Source organism: Streptomyces sp. NPDC002130 (genome assembly GCF_040296465.1).
Classification (GTDB): domain Bacteria; phylum Actinomycetota; class Actinomycetes; order Streptomycetales; family Streptomycetaceae; genus Streptomyces.
In genome coordinates this window covers 33,787-50,697 of sequence record NZ_JBEOXI010000004.1, presented here as the reverse complement: position 1 = coordinate 50,697, position 16,911 = coordinate 33,787, and the positions used below count along the sequence as shown (strand labels likewise).

The 16,911-nt window shown below is 70.6% G+C and carries 16 protein-coding genes; 10 read left to right on the top strand and 6 right to left on the bottom strand.

Annotation, left to right across the window (positions count from 1 at the left end):
* Positions 1–7: 7 nt before the first annotated feature.
* The gene (tyrS, locus tag ABT116_RS01480; RefSeq protein WP_351626214.1) at positions 8–1,276 is read left to right on the top strand and encodes a tyrosine--tRNA ligase; all 1,269 of its coding nucleotides are present in this window, start codon (positions 8–10) and stop codon (positions 1,274–1,276) included.
* A 64-nt stretch (positions 1,277–1,340) separates the two neighbouring features.
* Here the strand turns inward: tyrS and ABT116_RS01475 are convergent, their stop codons facing one another.
* The gene (locus ABT116_RS01475; protein ID WP_351626211.1) at positions 1,341–1,616 is read right to left on the bottom strand and encodes a GlsB/YeaQ/YmgE family stress response membrane protein; all 276 of its coding nucleotides are present in this window, start codon (positions 1,614–1,616) and stop codon (positions 1,341–1,343) included.
* Between the two features lie 244 nt (positions 1,617–1,860).
* On the opposite strand from ABT116_RS01475, the gene ABT116_RS01470 reads away from it, so the two are divergent.
* Positions 1,861–2,256 (top strand): DUF3099 domain-containing protein, encoded by a 396-nt coding sequence (locus ABT116_RS01470; protein ID WP_351626208.1) that lies wholly within the window; start codon positions 1,861–1,863, stop codon positions 2,254–2,256.
* 227 nt (positions 2,257–2,483) lie between these two features.
* Entirely contained in the window at positions 2,484–2,699 is a 216-nt protein-coding gene (locus ABT116_RS01465) for a hypothetical protein (RefSeq protein ID WP_351626206.1), read from the top strand.
* A gap of 64 nt (positions 2,700–2,763) precedes the next feature.
* Here the strand turns inward: ABT116_RS01465 and moaA are convergent, their stop codons facing one another.
* The 3 genes from moaA to ABT116_RS01450 all read right to left on the bottom strand — a co-directional run bounded on the left by moaA (position 2,764) and on the right by ABT116_RS01450 (position 5,921).
* Entirely contained in the window at positions 2,764–3,753 is a 990-nt protein-coding gene (moaA, locus tag ABT116_RS01460; protein WP_351626203.1) for a GTP 3',8-cyclase MoaA, read from the bottom strand.
* Positions 3,754–3,924: 171 nt separating this feature from the next.
* Positions 3,925–5,568, bottom strand: a complete 1,644-nt coding sequence (locus ABT116_RS01455) for a monocarboxylic acid transporter (RefSeq protein WP_351626201.1) — start codon at positions 5,566–5,568, stop codon at positions 3,925–3,927.
* Positions 5,565–5,921 (bottom strand): DUF485 domain-containing protein, encoded by a 357-nt coding sequence (locus tag ABT116_RS01450; protein WP_344459400.1) that lies wholly within the window; start codon positions 5,919–5,921, stop codon positions 5,565–5,567. The genes ABT116_RS01455 and ABT116_RS01450 overlap by 4 nt, the downstream gene beginning before the upstream one ends.
* A 251-nt stretch (positions 5,922–6,172) precedes the next feature.
* Between ABT116_RS01450 and ABT116_RS01445 the strand changes: the two genes are divergently transcribed.
* The 3 genes from ABT116_RS01445 to ABT116_RS01435 all read left to right on the top strand — a co-directional run bounded on the left by ABT116_RS01445 (position 6,173) and on the right by ABT116_RS01435 (position 10,631).
* Positions 6,173–7,702 carry a S8 family peptidase gene (locus tag ABT116_RS01445; RefSeq protein ID WP_351626196.1) on the top strand — a complete coding sequence of 510 codons (1,530 nt, stop codon included), beginning with the start codon at positions 6,173–6,175 and terminating at the stop codon, positions 7,700–7,702.
* A 61-nt stretch (positions 7,703–7,763) separates the two neighbouring features.
* Entirely contained in the window at positions 7,764–9,284 is a 1,521-nt protein-coding gene (locus ABT116_RS01440; RefSeq protein ID WP_351626193.1) for a S8 family peptidase, read from the top strand.
* Positions 9,285–9,605: 321 nt separating this feature from the next.
* Positions 9,606–10,631: a CopD family protein gene (locus ABT116_RS01435; RefSeq protein WP_502983803.1), complete on the top strand. Its 1,026-nt coding sequence runs from the start codon at positions 9,606–9,608 to the stop codon at positions 10,629–10,631.
* A 104-nt stretch (positions 10,632–10,735) separates the two neighbouring features.
* On the opposite strand, the gene ABT116_RS01430 is transcribed toward ABT116_RS01435, so the two are convergent.
* Both ABT116_RS01430 and ABT116_RS01425 read right to left on the bottom strand, forming a co-directional pair.
* A complete protein-coding gene (locus ABT116_RS01430) occupies positions 10,736–11,416 on the bottom strand; it encodes a lysoplasmalogenase (protein ID WP_351626183.1) in 681 nt (226 codons plus the stop codon).
* Positions 11,413–12,501 (bottom strand): sterol desaturase family protein, encoded by a 1,089-nt coding sequence (locus ABT116_RS01425; protein ID WP_351626180.1) that lies wholly within the window; start codon positions 12,499–12,501, stop codon positions 11,413–11,415. Before ABT116_RS01425 ends, ABT116_RS01430 begins: the two co-directional genes overlap by 4 nt.
* 280 nt (positions 12,502–12,781) lie before the next feature.
* On the opposite strand from ABT116_RS01425, the gene ABT116_RS01420 reads away from it, so the two are divergent.
* The 4 genes from ABT116_RS01420 to ABT116_RS01405 all read left to right on the top strand — a co-directional run bounded on the left by ABT116_RS01420 (position 12,782) and on the right by ABT116_RS01405 (position 16,908).
* A complete protein-coding gene (locus ABT116_RS01420) occupies positions 12,782–13,783 on the top strand; it encodes a DEDDh family exonuclease (RefSeq protein WP_351626178.1) in 1,002 nt (333 codons plus the stop codon).
* A gap of 98 nt (positions 13,784–13,881) precedes the next feature.
* Positions 13,882–14,115, top strand: a complete 234-nt coding sequence (locus tag ABT116_RS01415; protein WP_078615365.1) for a metallothionein — start codon at positions 13,882–13,884, stop codon at positions 14,113–14,115.
* 49 nt (positions 14,116–14,164) lie between these two features.
* Positions 14,165–14,962 (top strand): SURF1 family cytochrome oxidase biogenesis protein, encoded by a 798-nt coding sequence (locus ABT116_RS01410; RefSeq protein WP_351626175.1) that lies wholly within the window; start codon positions 14,165–14,167, stop codon positions 14,960–14,962.
* Between the two features lie 161 nt (positions 14,963–15,123).
* Complete coding sequence (locus ABT116_RS01405; RefSeq protein ID WP_351626169.1) at positions 15,124–16,908, top strand: glycoside hydrolase family 15 protein; 1,785 nt, start codon at positions 15,124–15,126, stop codon at positions 16,906–16,908.
* The last annotated feature ends 3 nt before the right edge of the window (positions 16,909–16,911 follow it).

Below are 16,911 nucleotides of genomic sequence, written 5' to 3'. Positions count from 1 at the left end.
GAGAACCGTGACGGACATCGTCGACGAGCTGAAGTGGCGCGGGCTGTTCGCCCTGTCCACCGACGAGGACGCTTTGCGCAAGGCGCTCGCGGACGGTCCCGTCACGTTCTATTGCGGCTTCGACCCGACGGCGCCGTCGCTGCACGTGGGGCACCTGGTGCAGGTGCTCACCGTGCGCCGCCTCCAGCAGGCCGGTCACCGGCCGCTGGCGCTGGTCGGCGGTGCCACGGGCCTGATCGGCGACCCGCGCCCGACCGCGGAGCGCACGCTGAACGACCCGGAGACGGTCACCGGCTGGGTCGCCAAGCTGCGCGCCCAGATCGAGCCGTTCCTGGACTTCGAGGGCGAGAACGCGGCCGTCATGGTCAACAACCTCGACTGGACGGAGAACCTCTCCGCGATCGAGTTCCTCCGCGACATCGGCAAGCACTTCCGCGTCAACAAGATGCTGACGAAGGACTCCGTGGCCCGGCGCCTGGAGTCCTCCGAGGGCATCAGCTACACGGAGTTCAGCTACCAGCTCCTGCAGGGCATGGACTTCCTGCAGCTGTACCGCCGCTACGGCTGCACGCTCCAGCAGGGCGGCAGCGACCAGTGGGGCAACCTCACGGCAGGCCTGGACCTGATCCACCGCCTGGAGCCGGGCGCGACCGTGCACGCGCTGGCGACGCCGCTGATGACCAAGGCGGACGGCACCAAGTTCGGCAAGACCGAGGGCGGCGCCGTCTGGCTCGACCCGGAGATGACGACGCCGTACGCGTTCTACCAGTTCTGGCTGAACGTGGACGACCGGGACATCTCCAAGTACATGCGCATCCTGTCCTTCCGCTCCCGTGCGGAGCTGGAGGAGCTGGAGCGGCAGACCGAGGAGCGTCCGCAGGCCCGGGCCGCGCAGCGGGCGCTGGCCGAGGAGCTGACGACACTGGTGCACGGCGCCGGCCAGACGGCCGCCGTGATCGCCGCGTCCAAGGCCCTCTTCGGGCAGGGCGAGCTGGCGGAGCTCGACGAGAGGACGCTGGCGGCGGCCCTGTCGGAGGTGCCGCACATCCAGGTGGCCGAGCTCGGCCCGGCCGTGGACCTGTTCGCCGAGGTCGGTCTGGTGGCCAGCAAGTCGGCCGCGCGCCGCACGGTCAAGGAGGGCGGCGCCTACGTGAACAACGTCAAGGTCGCCGGCGAGGACGCCGTCCCCGCGAAGGAGGACCTGCTGCACGGCCGCTGGCTGGTGCTGCGCCGGGGCAAGAAGAACCTGGCCGCGGTCGAGGTCACGGGCGGCTGAGCGCGCGACGGTGAAGGGGGGCGGTCTCCGTTTTCGGAGGCCGTCCCCTTCGCCGTGCGCCCCCTTATGCCCTGCTTCTGTCTCCTCTGGCCACCGTCCAGGCCCGGTCGCCCAGACCTACGAGGATGATCGCCATGACCAGCTGGAAGACGTGCCGCCACCAGTCGATTCCCGATGTGGCGTCGACGCCGGCCGCCCGGGCGATGGCGTTGCCGGCGATGCCGCCGATCATGCCCAGGATGACGGTCAGCCACAGGGGAAGATGTTGCTTGCCCGGAATGATCGCCTTCGCGATCAGGCCGAGTACCAGTCCTACGATGATCGCCCACAACCAGCCCATCGCTGCCTCCTCGTGCGGCTCGACGTGAGCACTACGGCCAGTGTCGGCCCAGTTGCCGTACGCCGCATGCCGACGCGGACCGTACGCGGGACGGCGCAGGCTCTTCGCCTTGGCGGTGCGCGACCCGGGCTCGTGGCCGGCGCAGCCGCGGCGTAACGTAAGAGCTGTCCTGGTCGGGTTCCCCGGCCGGCCGAGGACGGCTACGGGGCGGGGAGAGTCCGATACGGGCGGATGGTGGAATGCGATGCGGAAGCAGCATGGCGGCGGCAACGTCCAGGTTTTCCGGATCACCGGCGCCCGGACGGGACTTCAGGAGGACGTACGCGGGCGGCAGCGCCGGTACGTGATCTCGATGACGGTCCGCACGATCTCGGTGATCCTCGCGGCCACCCTGTGGAACGTCGAACGGCACGTCGCCATCGTGGCGTTGGTGCTAGGGCTGGTGCTGCCGTACATCGCGGTGGTGATCGCGAACGCCGGGCGTGAGAACGCGCCGTCTCTGCCGTCGACGTTCGTGGTGTCGCAGTCGCGTCCGATGATCGGCCCGTCGGACCCGGGTGACCGGTCGGGAGAACCGGTTGCGGAAGACGCCGTGTCCGGGCCGGGGACGGGTGCGCGGAGCGAACCGCACGAGCCGTAGGGGCACCCGGCGGGAGACGCGGGCGAGCACGGAAGATCGGGAAGGGAAGTCAGCTTCCCGCCAAGCTCAAGAAAAGCTCAGATCAATCATGTTGTTCCAGTGCCGGGGTCGGGGTTACCCGTGACATACTTCGTACGCGCTCCGCATCCCCCGTCGGAGCGACGGACCGACGCCGGGCAGCTCCCCCCGTGGCTGCTCGGCGTCGCCTTTTCTGTGAGACGAAAGCTGTGAGTGACGAGACGCCCATCTGTTCCGCGAAGGGCTGCCGTGTCGACGCCGTGTGGGTGCTGGCGTGGAACAACCCGAAGATCCATACGCCGGAGCGGCGCAAGACGTGGCTGGCCTGTGAGGAGCATCGCGAGCATCTGTCGCAGTTCCTCGGGGTGCGGGGGTTCTTGAAGGAAGTGGTGCTTCTGAAGGACTGGGAAGCGCAGGACGTGTGACGCTCTCGGGTGCGGGTGCGTTGTGGCTGGTCGCGCAGTTCCCCGCGCCCCTGAGGGCGATGCGCTAACCCCCGATCGCCGACATCGGCCGGTCCGGCTGTACGAACGTCGGGTCGTCCAGGCCCGCTCCCGCCTTCTTGCCCCACATCGCCAGGCGCCAGATGCGGGCGATCTCCTCGTCCGGTGCGCCGGAGCGCAGGGCGGCGCGCAGGTCTGTCTCCTCCTGGGCGAACAGGCAGGTGCGGACCTGTCCGTCGGCCGTGAGGCGGGTGCGGTCGCAGGCCGAGCAGAAGGGGCGCGTGACGGAGGCGATGACGCCGACCACATGCGGGCCGCCGTCGACGAGCCAGCGCTCCGCGGGGGCCGAGCCGCGCTTCTCCTCGCCCTCGGCGGTCAGCTCGAAGCGGGTGCGCAGGGAGGTCAGGATGTCGCCGGCGGTGATCATGCCGTCGCGCTTCCAGCCGTGCTGGGCGTCGAGCGGCATCTGCTCGATGAAGCGCAGCTCGTAGTCGTGCTCCACGGCCCAGGCCAGCAGGTCGGGGGCCTCGTCGTCGTTGAGCCCCGGCATCAGGACGGAGTTGACCTTGACCGGGGTCAGGCCCGCGTCGCGGGCGGCGTCCAGGCCCTCGATGACGTCCTTGTGGCGGTCGCGGCGGGTGAGGGTCTTGAAGACGTCCGGCCGGAGGGTGTCGAGGGAGACGTTGACCCGGTCCAGGCCCGCGTCCTTCAGGGCGGTGGCCGTGCGCTTGAGGCCGATGCCGTTGGTGGTCAGCGACATCTGCGGGCGGGGTTCCAGGGCGGCGACGCGCTCGACGATGCCGACCAGACCCGGGCGCAGCAGGGGCTCGCCGCCGGTGAAGCGGACCTCCTCGATCCCGAGGGACGTGACCGCGATGTCGATCAGGCGGACGATCTCGTCGTCGGTGAGCAGGTCCGGCTTGGCCAGCCACTGCAGGCCCTCCTCGGGCATGCAGTACGTACAGCGCAGGTTGCACCGGTCGGTCAGCGAGACCCTCAGGTCGGTGGCCACCCGGCCGTAGGTGTCGATGAGCACGTGGGCCCCCTCCCTCGTCGCGGATCGTGCCCGGAGCACTGGTTCTCCGACACCTGTGAGCCTACGTGACCCCACCGACATCGCCACAGACCCGATCCCACGACGCGGGACGCGGCCGCGCCGCAGGGACCTGGAGGTTCCTACGAGACGGCCGCGCGGGAGGGGTCGTGCTCAGTGGGCTCCGGTGCCGGTCAGGGACCGGACCTCCAGCTCCGCGTACTTCTTGGCGTCGGGCTCCTCCTTGGACAGGACCGTGCCGAGCCAGCCCATGAGGAAGCCGAACGGGATGGAGATGATGCCCGGGTTCTTCAGCGGGAACCAGGCGAAGTCGACCTCGGGGAACATCGCCTTGGGGTCGCCGGAGACGACGGGCGAGAACAGCACCAGGCCGACGGCGACGATCAGACCGCCGTAGATCGACCACAGGGCGCCCTGGGTGGTGAACCGCTTCCAGAACAGGCTGTAGAGGATCGTCGGCAGGTTGGCGGAGGCGGCGACCGCGAAGGCGAGGGCGACCAGGCCGGCCACGTTCAGGTCGCGGGCCAGGGCGCCCAGGCCGATGGAGACGACGCCGATGAGGACCGTCGCCCAGCGGGCCGCGCGGACCTCCTCGGCGCCGGAGGCCTTCCCCTTGCGGATGACGTTGGCGTAGATGTCGTGCGCGAAGGACGACGACGAGGCCAGGGTGAGGCCGGCCACGACGGCGAGGATGGTCGCGAAGGCGACCGCCGAGATCGTGGCGAGCAGGATCGCACCCCAGGTCGAGTCGACACCGCCGAGGTGCAGGGCGAGCAGGGGTGCCGCCGTGTTGCCGGACGGGTTGGAGGCGATGATCTCCTCCTGCGAGATGAGCGCGGCGGCGCCGAAGCCCAGCGCGATCGTCATCAGGTAGAAGCCGCCGATGATGCCGATCGCCCAGTTCACGGACTTACGGGCGGCCTTGGCGTCGGGCACCGTGTAGAAGCGGATCAGGATGTGCGGCAGGCCGGCGGTGCCGAGCACCAGGGCGATGCCCAGGGAGATGAAGTCCAGCTTGGAGGTGCCGGTCGCGCCGTACTGCAGGCCGGGCTCCAGGAAGGCGGCGCCCTTGCCGCTGTTCTCGGCGGCGGTCCCGAGCAGGTCGGAGATGTTGAAGTTGAACTTCAGCAGCACCAGGAAGGTGATCAGGATGGTGCCGCCGATGAGCAGCACGGCCTTGATCATCTGGACCCAGGTGGTGCCCTTCATGCCGCCGATGGAGACGTAGACGATCATCAGGATGCCGACGAGGGCGACGATGAGGATCTTGCCCGCGTCGGTGGTGATGCCGAGCAGCAGCGAGACGAGGACGCCCGCTCCGGCCATCTGGGCCAGCAGGTAGAAGATCGACACCACGATCGTGGAGGTGCCGGCGGCGGTGCGGACCGGGCGCTGGCGCATGCGGTACGCGAGGACGTCGCCCATGGTGTAGCGGCCGGAGTTGCGCAGCGGCTCGGCCACCAGGAGCAGGGCCACGAGCCAGGCGACCAGGAAGCCGATGGAGTAGAGGAAGCCGTCGTAGCCGAAGAGGGCGATGGCGCCCGCGATGCCGAGGAAGGACGCGGCGGACATGTAGTCGCCGGAGACGGCGAGGCCGTTCTGGAAGGCGCTGAACTGGCGGCCGCCGGCGTAGAAGTCGGCGGCGTCCTTGGTCTGGCGGCCCGCCCAGATGGTGATGCCGAGGGTCGCGACGACGAACAGCGCGAACAGGGTGATGATCAGCGGGCGGTGCTCGCTGGCCTCGTTCGCGGCGATGAAGTTCTGCTGGGCGAGGAAGGTCTGCTGTACGGGGCTCATGCGCCGCTCTCCATCCGGGTCTTGATGGCCTCGGCCTTGGGGTCGAGCTTCGCGGCGGCGTGCCGCGAGTACCACCAGGCGATGAGGAACGTGGTGACGAACTGGGCGACGCCGAGGACGAAGGCGACGTTGATGTTGCCGAACAGCTTGGTGCCCATGAAGCCGCCCGCGTAGTTCGAGAGCAGGACGTACAGCAGGTACCAGGCGATGAAGCCGACGGTCAGAGGGAAGGCGAAGGAGCGGTAGGAGCGGCGCAGTTCACCGAACTCCGCGCTCTCGTGCACCTCGGCGAACTCCTCGGGTGAGGGGAGCTTGTGTTGCTCTTTCGAGGGGGGCGGTGCGTCGGTGGCCACGGAGTCTCCTCGCAAGGACGGCAGCGGTTGGGAACGTGGGCGGAGGCGCGTGTCCTCGCGCTCCTTGTTCAACGTCACGGCGGCGCGTGAGAACCGGTTCAAAAGCCCGGCGTTGTTTCCGAAGTCGTTTCGACAAAGCGTTGCTGGCCAGCGAGAGGCCGGGATAGCTTCACCCTGCACCACGTCATGTACCTGCCCGGGCACCACCTGTGCCCCGGGCCGGTTTCGTTTCCGGAGGATGTGGAGACCCCATGTCTCACTCGCGTTCCAGACGCCGGCTCGCTCTCGCCGTGCCCGTCGTGCTGTCCCTGACCGCCTCGCTGGGCTTCCTGCCCGCCGCCGCGTCGGCGGCCCCGCAGGCGGAGTCGGCCACCCGTACGACGGACGCGCCGAAGCTGGCGTACGTCGTCAACACCAAGGTGGACCGCCACACGATCGCCTCGGTGAAGAAGGCGATCGGGAAGGCCGACGGCTCGGTCGTGGCCACCTACGAGCGGATCGGCGTGCTCGTCGTCCACTCCTCGAACCCCGACTTCGCCAAGACGATCCGCAAGGCCCGCGGGGTGCAGTCCGCCGGCGCGACGCGGACCACGCCGCTGACCGCCGCGGGGACGAAGGAGGAGGGCGCGGTCGAATATCTGACGGCGGCCCAGGCGAAGCGCACCGAGGCCGCCTCGGCGACGACAGCCGAGAGCGAGCCCCTCGAGGCGGACCAGTGGGACCTGCGCGCGATCGGCGCCGACAAGGCCGCATCGATCAACCCGGGCAGCCGCAAGGTGACCGTCGCCGTGATCGACACCGGTGTGGACGACACCCACCCCGACATCGCCCCGAACTTCTCCGCGTCGCAGTCCGCCAACTGCGCCGGCGGCAAGCCCGACACCAGCGAGGGCGCCTGGCGGCCGTACACGCCCGAGGACTACCACGGCACGCATGTCGCCGGTGAGATAGCCGCCGCCCGCAACGGCATAGGCGTCGCGGGCGTCGCTCCCGGCGTGAAGGTGTCCAGCATCAACGTGACCGACCGGGCGAACGGCCTCTTCTACCCGGAGAGCGTCGTCTGCGCGTTCGTGTTCGCCGCCGACCACGGCGTCGAGATCACGAACAACAGCTACTACGTCGACCCGTGGCTGTACAACTGCATGGACGACCCGGACCAGCGGGCCATCGTCGACGCGGTCAACCGGGCGCAGCTGTACGCCCAGAAGAAGGGCACGCTGAACGTCGCCGCGGCGGGCAACTCCAACCACGACCTCGACTCGGACGCGATCGTCGACGACTCCAGCCCGGACGACTCCACCCCGGTCGAGCGCACCATCGACCCGCACGAGTGCTTCGACGTGCCGAACCAGCTGCCGGGTGTCGTCACGGTGAGCTCGACGGGCGTCGACAACGTCAAGTCGTACTTCTCGACGTACGGCAAGGGCGTCGTGGACGTCGCCGCGCCGGGCGGTGACCGCCGCTACCAGATCCCGGACACGCCGTCGAAGGACGGCCGCATCCTGTCCACCCTGCCGAACGGCCAGTGGGGCTTCCTGCAGGGCACCTCGATGGCCTCGCCGCACGCCTCCGGCGTCGCCGCGCTGCTGAAGTCCAAGCACCCCTGGGCGTCTCCGGCCCAGCTGCAGGCGCTGCTGAAGGCGCAGGCCGACGAGACCGCCTGCCCCGCCTCCTACGACCAGGACGGCGACGGCACGCAGGACGCGGTCTGCAAGGGCGGCAAGCACGTCAACGGCTTCTACGGCCACGGCATCGTCAACGCGCTGCGCGCGGTCAAGTGACCCGTCCCGCCACCGAGACCTCCGCAAGATCAGCTCGTACCGTGAACGAACTGGAGACACCATGACTGCGTCGTACGCGCGCTACCGTCGCGCCGTCGCGATCCCGGCCGGGATGGCCATGGCCACGGCCCTGGCGTTCCTGCCGAACACCGCGGCCACGGCCGCCGAGGACGTCACCGCTCCCACCGCGGCCGAGGCGACCCCGCTCAGCTACGTCGTCAACGTCAAGCCGGGGCACGGCACTTCGGCGCATGTGAAGAAGGCCGTCGCCAAGGCGGGCGGCACGATCGTGACGTCGTACGACCAGATCGGCGTGATCGTCGTCCACTCCGCGAACGCCGACTTCGCCAAGACGATCCGCAAGGTGCGCGGCGTGCAGTCGGCGGGGGCCACCCGCACCGCGCCGCTGCCCTCGGCGTCGACGGGCGACCTGGGCGCGCCGAAGGTGCTGAGCGCGGCCGAGGTCGCCGCGGCGGACGCCCCGGCCGGGCAGGACCCGCTGCAGCCCCAGCAGTGGGACCTGCCCGCCATCAAGGCGGACAAGGCGCACGAGAAGACGCTGGGCAGCAAGAAGGTCACGGTCGCCGTGATCGACACCGGTGTGGACGACACCCACCCCGACATCGCGCCCAACTTCGACCGCAAGGCGTCGGTCAACTGCGTGTCGGGCAAGCCGGACACGGCCGACGGGGCCTGGCGGCCGGGCGCCGCGGAGAGCCCGCACGGCACCCACGTCGCCGGTGAGATAGCCGCCGCCAAGAACGGCGTCGGCATGACCGGTGTCGCGCCCGGGGTGAAGGTCTCCGGCATCAAGGTGTCCAACCCGGACGGCTTCTTCTACACGGAGGCCGTGGTCTGCGGCTTCGTGTGGGCGGCCGAGCACGGGGTCGACGTGACGAACAACAGCTATTACACGGACCCCTGGTACTTCAACTGCAAGAACGACCCGGACCAGAGGGCGCTCGTGGACGCCGTCACCCGGGCCTCGCGGTACGCGGAGAAGAAGGGCGCGGTCAACGTCGCCGCGGGCGGCAACGAGAACTACGACCTCGCCTCCGACGAGATCACCGACCCGTCGTCCCCGAACGACAGCACGCCGGGCGACCGGGTCGTCGACCCCTCGAAGTGCCTCGACATCCCGACCCAGCTGCCGGGTGTCGTTACGGTCGCCTCGACGGGCGCGAAGGGCATCAAGTCGTCCTTCTCCAACTACGGCCTGGGCACCATCGACATAGCCGCCCCGGGCGGTGACTCGACCGCCTACCAGAAGCCCGAGGCGCCGGCCACGAGCGGCCTCATCCTGGGCACGCTGCCGGGCGGCAAGTGGGGTTACATGGCCGGTACGTCGATGGCGTCCCCGCACGTCGCGGGCGTCGCCGCGCTCATCAAGTCGACGCACCCGTACGCCTCCCCCGCGCTGGTGAAGGCCCTGCTGTACACGGAGGCGGACGCCACGCCGTGCACGGACCCGTACGACATCAACGCCGACGGCAAGATCGACGCCGTGTGCGAGGGCTCCAAGAACCGCAACGGCTTCTACGGCTGGGGCATCGCGGACGCGCTGGACGCGGTCACCAAGTAGAGCTCGTGTGAGAACGGAACGGGCCGGGCAGGGGCACCTGTCCGGCCCGTTCCTTGTCTGCGACGGGATTCCTTGTCATGGACGTGGCGCGGCTCGGTCCGGGCCGAAGGAGCCGAAGCCGCCCAAGGAGGTGGCGATACCCCTGCGGTCCTACCGGGGGGGCGGGTGGTACGTCGCCGAGGTCGCGCTCGCGCAGGGATGGGAGCCGCGGCCGGCGGACCAGGACAAGGAGGTGCGGCTGCGGTGGCCACCGCGTCCCGGGCCGGTTGAGGCCCTTCGGCTGACTTGCCCGGTCGTGTGGAGGTTGGTGAAGATCCTGGGGTGACTTCGCCAAGACCCGTACCCCGGGTGACCGATTCGCGCGGGCCGCTGCGGCCCACAGGTGCGGGCCGCGCCGTCGCCGTCCTGGTGCTGGTGGCACTGGCCGCGGTGATCCCGCTGCTCGGCCCGTCCGCCGCGCTGCACGGCACCGGGGAGGCCGAGGCGCCCGGCGCCGGCGGCATAGCCCTGCTCCGCACGGTGCTGTTCGCGGCGCTGTGCATACCCGTCGGCGAACTGTTCGTGAACCGCCTGGCGCGGTCGCTGCCCCGCACGGCGGCCGCTCCCCCGGCCCTGCCCCGCACTTGGTCCCCGCTCGCGGCCGGCGCCGGTTTCCTGGCCGCCCTCGGACTCGCCGCGGTCGTGGCCACCGGCAATCTCGTGCCGGGCGACGGGGCGGACATCGACGTCGGGGGTCTCCACGCCTCCCGGGACGGCAAGCTCGCCCTGCTGCAGGTCAACGCGTTCCTGGTGGCAGGTCTGTGCGCCGTGTCACGCCGGCCGGTCACGCAGGTGTGGCCGCTGGCCGCCGTGGTCGTCGCCGAGGCGCTGCGCGCACACCCCACCACCGAGCACACTCCGCTGACCGGCGCCGGGCTGACGCTCGTTCATCTGACCTGTGCGGCGCTGTGGGCGGGCGGCCTGCTGCACGCGCTGCGCGTCCTGCGGCTGTGGTCCGATCGGCACGACCAGGCGGCGGGCGCGGCCCTGCTGGGTCTCTACGCGCGCGTGGCGGTCGTCCTGCTCGCCGCCATCACCGCGACGGGTGTGTGCAGTTCCCTGCGCCGGATGCCGCCGGAGACGATCCTGGAACAGCTGACCGGGACGGCGTACGGGCGTGCGCTGCTCGCCAAGGTGCTGCTCGTGGCGGTCGTCGCCGCCCTCGCGGTGTGGGCCCGGCGACGGCTGCGCCGGGCGGCCGACCCGCTGACCGCGTGTGCGCCGGCCCGGGCGGAGGTCGTCGCCCTGGGCCTGGCGGTCGCGGTGTCCGGGGTCCTGACGGCGCTTCCGGTGCCCATCCGCTGGTGACGCCGGTGTCTTTCCGGCCGCGGTACCGGTGAGCTCGCGTGTTCCACTGTCGCGCGTTGGCCTGTCCTCACCTGCGTGCTGTCCGGCGCGATCGCCGACGCTTCTCAGACGGCGCGCATCTCGCCGTACGTGGCGGCCGGTGCCCTGCGTGCGTCGAGCGCCCCGAGCGTGCCGACCGTCAGCAGGGTCTGCGCGGCGATGTACGTGAGCATGATCCAGAAGTCCGGCGCGGGCAGCTGCGGCCACTCGGCCACACCGGTCGCTATGAGCGTGTCGGACAGCAGGAACAGCGCCCCGCCGAGCCCTGCGAAGAGACCGAGCCGGATGGCGGACCGGTATGCCATGGCGGTGAGCAGGAGGCTGTAGCCGGCGACGGGCAGGCGCAGTTCCGCGGGCAGGTCCGGCCAGAGCAGCACGACGGTCGTCACGAGGGCGGCGGCGTAGCCGAGGGCCAGGACGCCCGCACGCGCGCGTGGGACCGCGTTCCGGCTGCCGTACGTCGTGAAGAGCAGGAGGTAGCAGACGTGGCCCGCCGCGAAGGAGACCATGCCCGCGAGGAAGGCCGGCTCGGCGTCCGACAGCAGCAGGACGTCACCGCCCCAGCCGAACAGCAGGGCGGCCAGGAGCGGCCGGGGCGCCTTGCGCTGGGCGGCCCACAGGGCCAGCAGCGGCATCAGCAGGGGCTTGGCGACGGTGTGCCCGGCGTCGGCACCGGTCGCGAGGCAGACGAGGTCGACGGCGACGGCGAGGCCGAAGGCGACCAGGAGGAGACGCGAGGGGTTCACGCCGACGTGCTCTTCCCGACCGGGGCGGTCCCGGCGACGGGGACGGCGTCCGGGACGGGGACGGCGTCGGCGACCGGCAGGGCCTCGGCGAGGGACACGGACTCGGGGTCCGGGGCGCTCTCGGAAACCGGCCCCCTCTCGGAAACCGGCGTGCCCTCAGGCACCGGCGTGGTCGCCGCGGCCGGGGACGGAGCCGATGCGGCGGCCGGTGACGCAGCTGGCGCGGCGGCCGGGGACGGAGTCGGCGCGGGGGCCGGTCCCGGACCCCAGCCCGGCCCCCGGAACACGCGTCCCGCACGCTCACGCCAACTGCGTGCCGCTCTCAGGTCCTTGGCGATGGCCACGTACTCGTGCGTGGCCACCATGAACAGGTTGTACGTGGTGATGTTCTTGGTCAGCCCGTACCGGGGCCGCTCGGTCTCCGCGACGAACGACCCGAACAGCCGGTCCCAGACGATGAGGATGCCGCCGAAGTTGCGGTCCAGATAGCCGAGCTGGGAGGCGTGGTGGACGCGGTGGTGCGAGGGGGTGTTGAAGACGAACTCGAACCAGCGGGGCATCTTGTCGATGCGCTCGGTGTGGATCCAGAACTGGTAGACGAGGTTCGCCGAGGAGCAGAACGCGAGCGCGGCGGGGTGCACGCCGGCGACGATGAGGGGGACGTAGAACGGCCACACCGTCAGGGACGTCCAGGGCTGGCGCAGCGCGGTGGTGAGGTTGAACTTCCGGCTGGAGTGGTGGACGACGTGGCAGGCCCACAGGATGCGGATGACGTGATGGCCGCGGTGGGACCAGTAGTAGAAGAAGTCCTGCGCGAGCAGCATCAGCGGGACGGTCCACCAGAGCACGGGCACGCGCAGCGGCGTGAGTTCGTAGAGGGCCGTGTAGATCGCCAGAATCGGGATCTTCCATACGAAGTCGAAGGCCAGGCTGCCGAGCCCCATGCCGACGCTCGTCGCGGCGTCCTTCGCCTCGTAGCCCTCCGCGTCCTCGTCGGGATGGAGGCGGTAACTCACCATTTCGACCACGGTGAGCAGCACAAAGGCGGGGACGGACCACAGCACGACATCGGGCAGGTTCGGCATGCAAGCACCGTAGGACCGGAGTCCCGCCCCCGGCCAGACGTTGTTACCCACAAGTATTACCGACGGTACGCGCTTGCTTCTTGGCGATCTCCGCCAATCCGGAACGGGGCGAATTCAGACGTCGGAGGGGCGAGACGCCCGGCTGATCGACTGAGGACCGATCAGACGTACACCCCTCGAACGGACAGACCGGACAACACGCCTGAGGGGGTGTCGGAAGAGGCCGGGCGGCACACCTGACGGACGGCGGTGTCAGTCGCGGCCCGTATCCTCAGTGACCATGCTGGAAGACCTGACGACCGCAGTGTTCTCGGCCACGCCGTGGCCGGCCGCGTATCCCAAGGGGTACGCGGTCGTTGACGTGGAGACCACGGGCCTGGCCCGGGACGACCGCATCATCTCCGCGGCGGTCTACCGGCTGGACGAGCGCGGCGAGGTCGAGGACCACTGGTACACGACGGTCAACCCCGAGCGCGACCCGGGCCCCGTGTGGATCCACGGACTGACGAGCGAGGCGCTCGAGGGGGCGCCCCTCTTCCCGGACATCGCCGAAGAGTTCACGTCCCGGCTGGCGGGGCGGGTGCTCGTCGCCCACAACGCCGTCTTCGACTGGCAGATGATCGCCCGGGAGTACGCGCGTGCCGAGCGCGAGGCACCGGTGCGGCAGCGGCTGTGCACCATCGCGCTCTCCAAGGAACTCGGGCTGCCGTTGCCCAACCACAAGCTGGAGTCCCTCGCGGCGCACTTCGGCGTCGTCCAGCAGCGGGCGCACCACGCCCTGGACGACGCGCGCGTGCTGGCGGAGGCGTTCCGGCCGAGCCTGCGGGCGGCGGCGGCGAACAACGTACGGCTGCCGCTGCACGAGTGCCGGCCGCTGACCGAGTGGACGGACCGCCCCGCCGCGCCCCGCATCGGTCAGCAGGCGGGCCCCGGAGGCTACGGCGGCTACCGGCCGAGCAGTTGGCGCCCGTCCCGCAGGCGCCCCGCCTGCCCCTACCCCAACCCCGGGCGCTTCGAGGCGGGCGGGCGGCTCAAGCAGGGCATGCGGGTCGCCTTCTCCGGTGACACCTCCACCGAGCGGGACCTGCTGGAGGACCGCGCGACCGAGGCCGGGCTGCATGTGGCCACGAGCCTGTCCCGGCTGACCAGCCTGCTCGTCACGAACGACCCGGACTCGGGCACGTCCAAGGTCGTCAAGGCCCGGCAGTTCGGTACGCCGGTCGTGGACGAGGCGGCCTTCGGGCAGCTTCTTTCGGACGTGGAGCCCGCGTCGGAGGCGTGACCGTACGCCGGAGGAGTAACCGTACGGACGGGTGATTGCCGGGCGACTCGCCCGGCGCCCGCTCGCCCGCGCGCGGACGACGGCTCACCCTGTGGCGCATGGCGACCTGTGAGGTATGTGGCAATCAGTACGGAATGACCTTCGAGGTGCACGCGCAGGGTGCGGTGCACGTCTTCGACTGCTTCTCCTGCGCGATCCACCGCATGGCCCCCATCTGCGAGCACTGCCGGGTGCAGATCATCGGCCAGGGTGTCGAGGTCGAGGGCCACTGGTATTGCGGCGCCCATTGCGCCCGCGCGGAGGGAAAGGCAGGAATTGTCGACAAGGTCTGAACCCGTACCCGACCGAATGCACCCCACGACCGAGTTGTACGGTCGTGGGGTGTACCGCTTCCTGATGTCCCGGCAGTGGGTGATCCTCACGCTGATCGCCCTGCTCCTCATCCCCACGATGATCAGGCTGGGCATCTGGCAGATGCACCGCTACGAGGAGCGCACCGCCCGGAACCAGCTGGTCACCGATGCGCTGGCGGCGAAGCCGGTGGTCGTGGAGAAGCTGACGGCACCCGGACACACCGTGACCAGCACCGAGCGGTACCGCACGGTGACGGCGAAGGGCCGTTTCGACACGGAGGACGAGGTCGTCGTCCGGCGCCGCACCAACTCCGACGACGAGGTCGGATACCACGTGCTCACCCCGTTCGTCCTCGACGACGGCAAGGTGCTGCTGGTCAACCGGGGCTGGATCCCCTCCGACGGCCCGAGCCAGACGACGTTCCCGAAGGTTCCCGCGCCGCCGAGCGGCGAGGTCACCGTCCAGGGGCGGCTGATGCCCGACGAGACGACCGCGGCGAGCGGCATCAAGAACCTCCAGGGTCTGCCGGACCGGCAGATCATGCTGATCAACAGCGAACAGCAGGCCCGTCGCCTGGACGCGACGGTACTCGGCGGCTACATCTCCCAGACGGCTCCCGAGCCCAAGGGCGACACCCCCGAGCTGCTGGGCGACCCCGGCAAGGAGGACGCCGCGCTGAACTACGCGTACGCCATCCAGTGGTGGCTGTTCTCCGCGGCCGTCCCGGTCGGCTGGGTGGTCCTGGCCCGCCGCGAGGCCCGGGAGCGGGCCCAGAAGGCGGCCGAGCAGTCCGACACGACGGAGTCCGAGCCCGCAGCGGTGTAGACGCCACCGGCGCGCGCAGGCGCAGCCTGAACCGAGCCGGGGGTGTCCAGCGCGGCCGGCGCGCCGGGGGCGCGTCGCAGCCCCGCCCTCGACGGCCCGGGCACATCACTCCCCCAGCCCCGCCCTGATTGCCACGCCGAGTTGCCGGGAACCCGCACTCCGTGCACCCCAGCATCGAGGACTACGCGCTCATCGGCGACGAGCAGACCGCGGCCCTGGTCGGTACGGACGGATCCGTCGACTGGTTGTGTCTGCCCCGCTTCGACTCGGCCGCCTGCTTCGCGAGGCTGCTCGGCGACGAGGACAACGGCTTCTGGCGCATCGCCCCCGTGGGGGCGGACCGCTGCACCCGGCGCGCCTACCGCCCCGACACCCTCGTCCTGGACACCGAGTGGGAGACCGGGCAAGGGGCGGTCCGCGTCACCGACCTGATGCCCCAACGCGACCGCGCCCCCGACCTGGTCCGTGTCGTCGAGGGCCTCGACGGCGAGGTGACGCTGCACAGCGTCCTCAAGCTGCGCTTCGACTACGGTTCGATCGTCCCCTGGGTGCGCCGGGCCGACGGACACCGGGTCGCGGTCGCCGGCCCGGACTCGACCTGGCTGCGCAGCGAGCCGGAGGTGACCAGCTGGGGCGAGGACTTCGGCACGCACGCGGAGTTCACCGTCAAGAAGGGGGAAAAGGTCGCGTTCGTCCTGACCTGGCATCCCTCCCACGAGCCGCGCCCACCGCTCGTCGACCCGTACGACGCACTGCGCCACAGCGTGGAGGACTGGCGGGCCTGGGTGTCGCACTGCCGCTACGACGGCCCGTACCGGGACGCCGTCGTCCGCTCCCTGATCACCCTCAAGGCGCTCACCTACGCGCCGACGGGAGGCATCGTCGCCGCCCCCACCACCTCGCTGCCGGAGGAACCGGGCGGGGTGCGCAACTGGGACTACCGCTACTGCTGGCTGCGCGACTCCACCCTCACCCTGAACGCGCTGCTCGCCGTGGGGTACCAGGAGGAGGCGGAGGCCTGGCGGAACTGGCTGCTGCGCGCGGTCGCGGGCGACCCGGCGGACCTGCAGATCATGTACGGCGTGGCGGGCGAGCGCCGGCTGCCCGAGTTCGAGCTGCCGTGGCTCTCCGGCTTCGTCGGGTCCGCCCCCGTACGCATCGGCAACGACGCCGTGAAACAGCTCCAGCTGGACGTGTACGGCGAGGTCATGGACTCCCTGTCGCTCGCCCGCGAGTCGGGCCTGTCCGCGCAGCCCGACGTGTGGGCGCTGCAGACGGCCCTGATGGACTTCCTGCGGACCAACTGGCGGCAGCCGGACGAGGGGCTGTGGGAGGTGCGCGGCGGGCAGCGCCAGTTCGTGCACTCGAAGGTGATGGTGTGGGTGGCCGCCGACCGCGCCGTCCGCACCCTGGAGCACCACCCGGAGCTGGACGGCGACCTGGACGGCTGGCGCACGCTGCGCGACGAGGTGCACCAGGAGGTGTGCGAGAAGGGCTACGACCCGGAACGCAACACCTTCACGCAGTCCTACGGCTCAGGCGAACTGGACGCGGCGCTGCTGCTCATCCCGCGCGTCGGATTCCTGCCGCCGGACGATCCGCGGGTGATCGGCACCATCGACGCGGTCCGCGAGGAATTGACCCACGGCGGCTTCCTGCGCCGCTACAGCACGGCCGACGGGGAGGTCGACGGGCTGCCCGGCGGCGAGGGCGTGTTCCTGGTGTGCTCGTTCTGGCTCGCGGACGCCCTGTACATGACGGGCCGCACGAAGGAGGCCCGGGAGCTGTTCGAGCGGCTGGCGGGGCTCGCCAACGACGTCGGGCTGCTGTCCGAGGAGTTCGACCCGGTGACCGGCCGGCATCTCGGCAACTTCCCGCAGGCGTTCAGTCACATCGGGCTGGTGAACACCGCCCTCGCCCTGTTCGGTGGGGACGGGGCAGGATAGGGA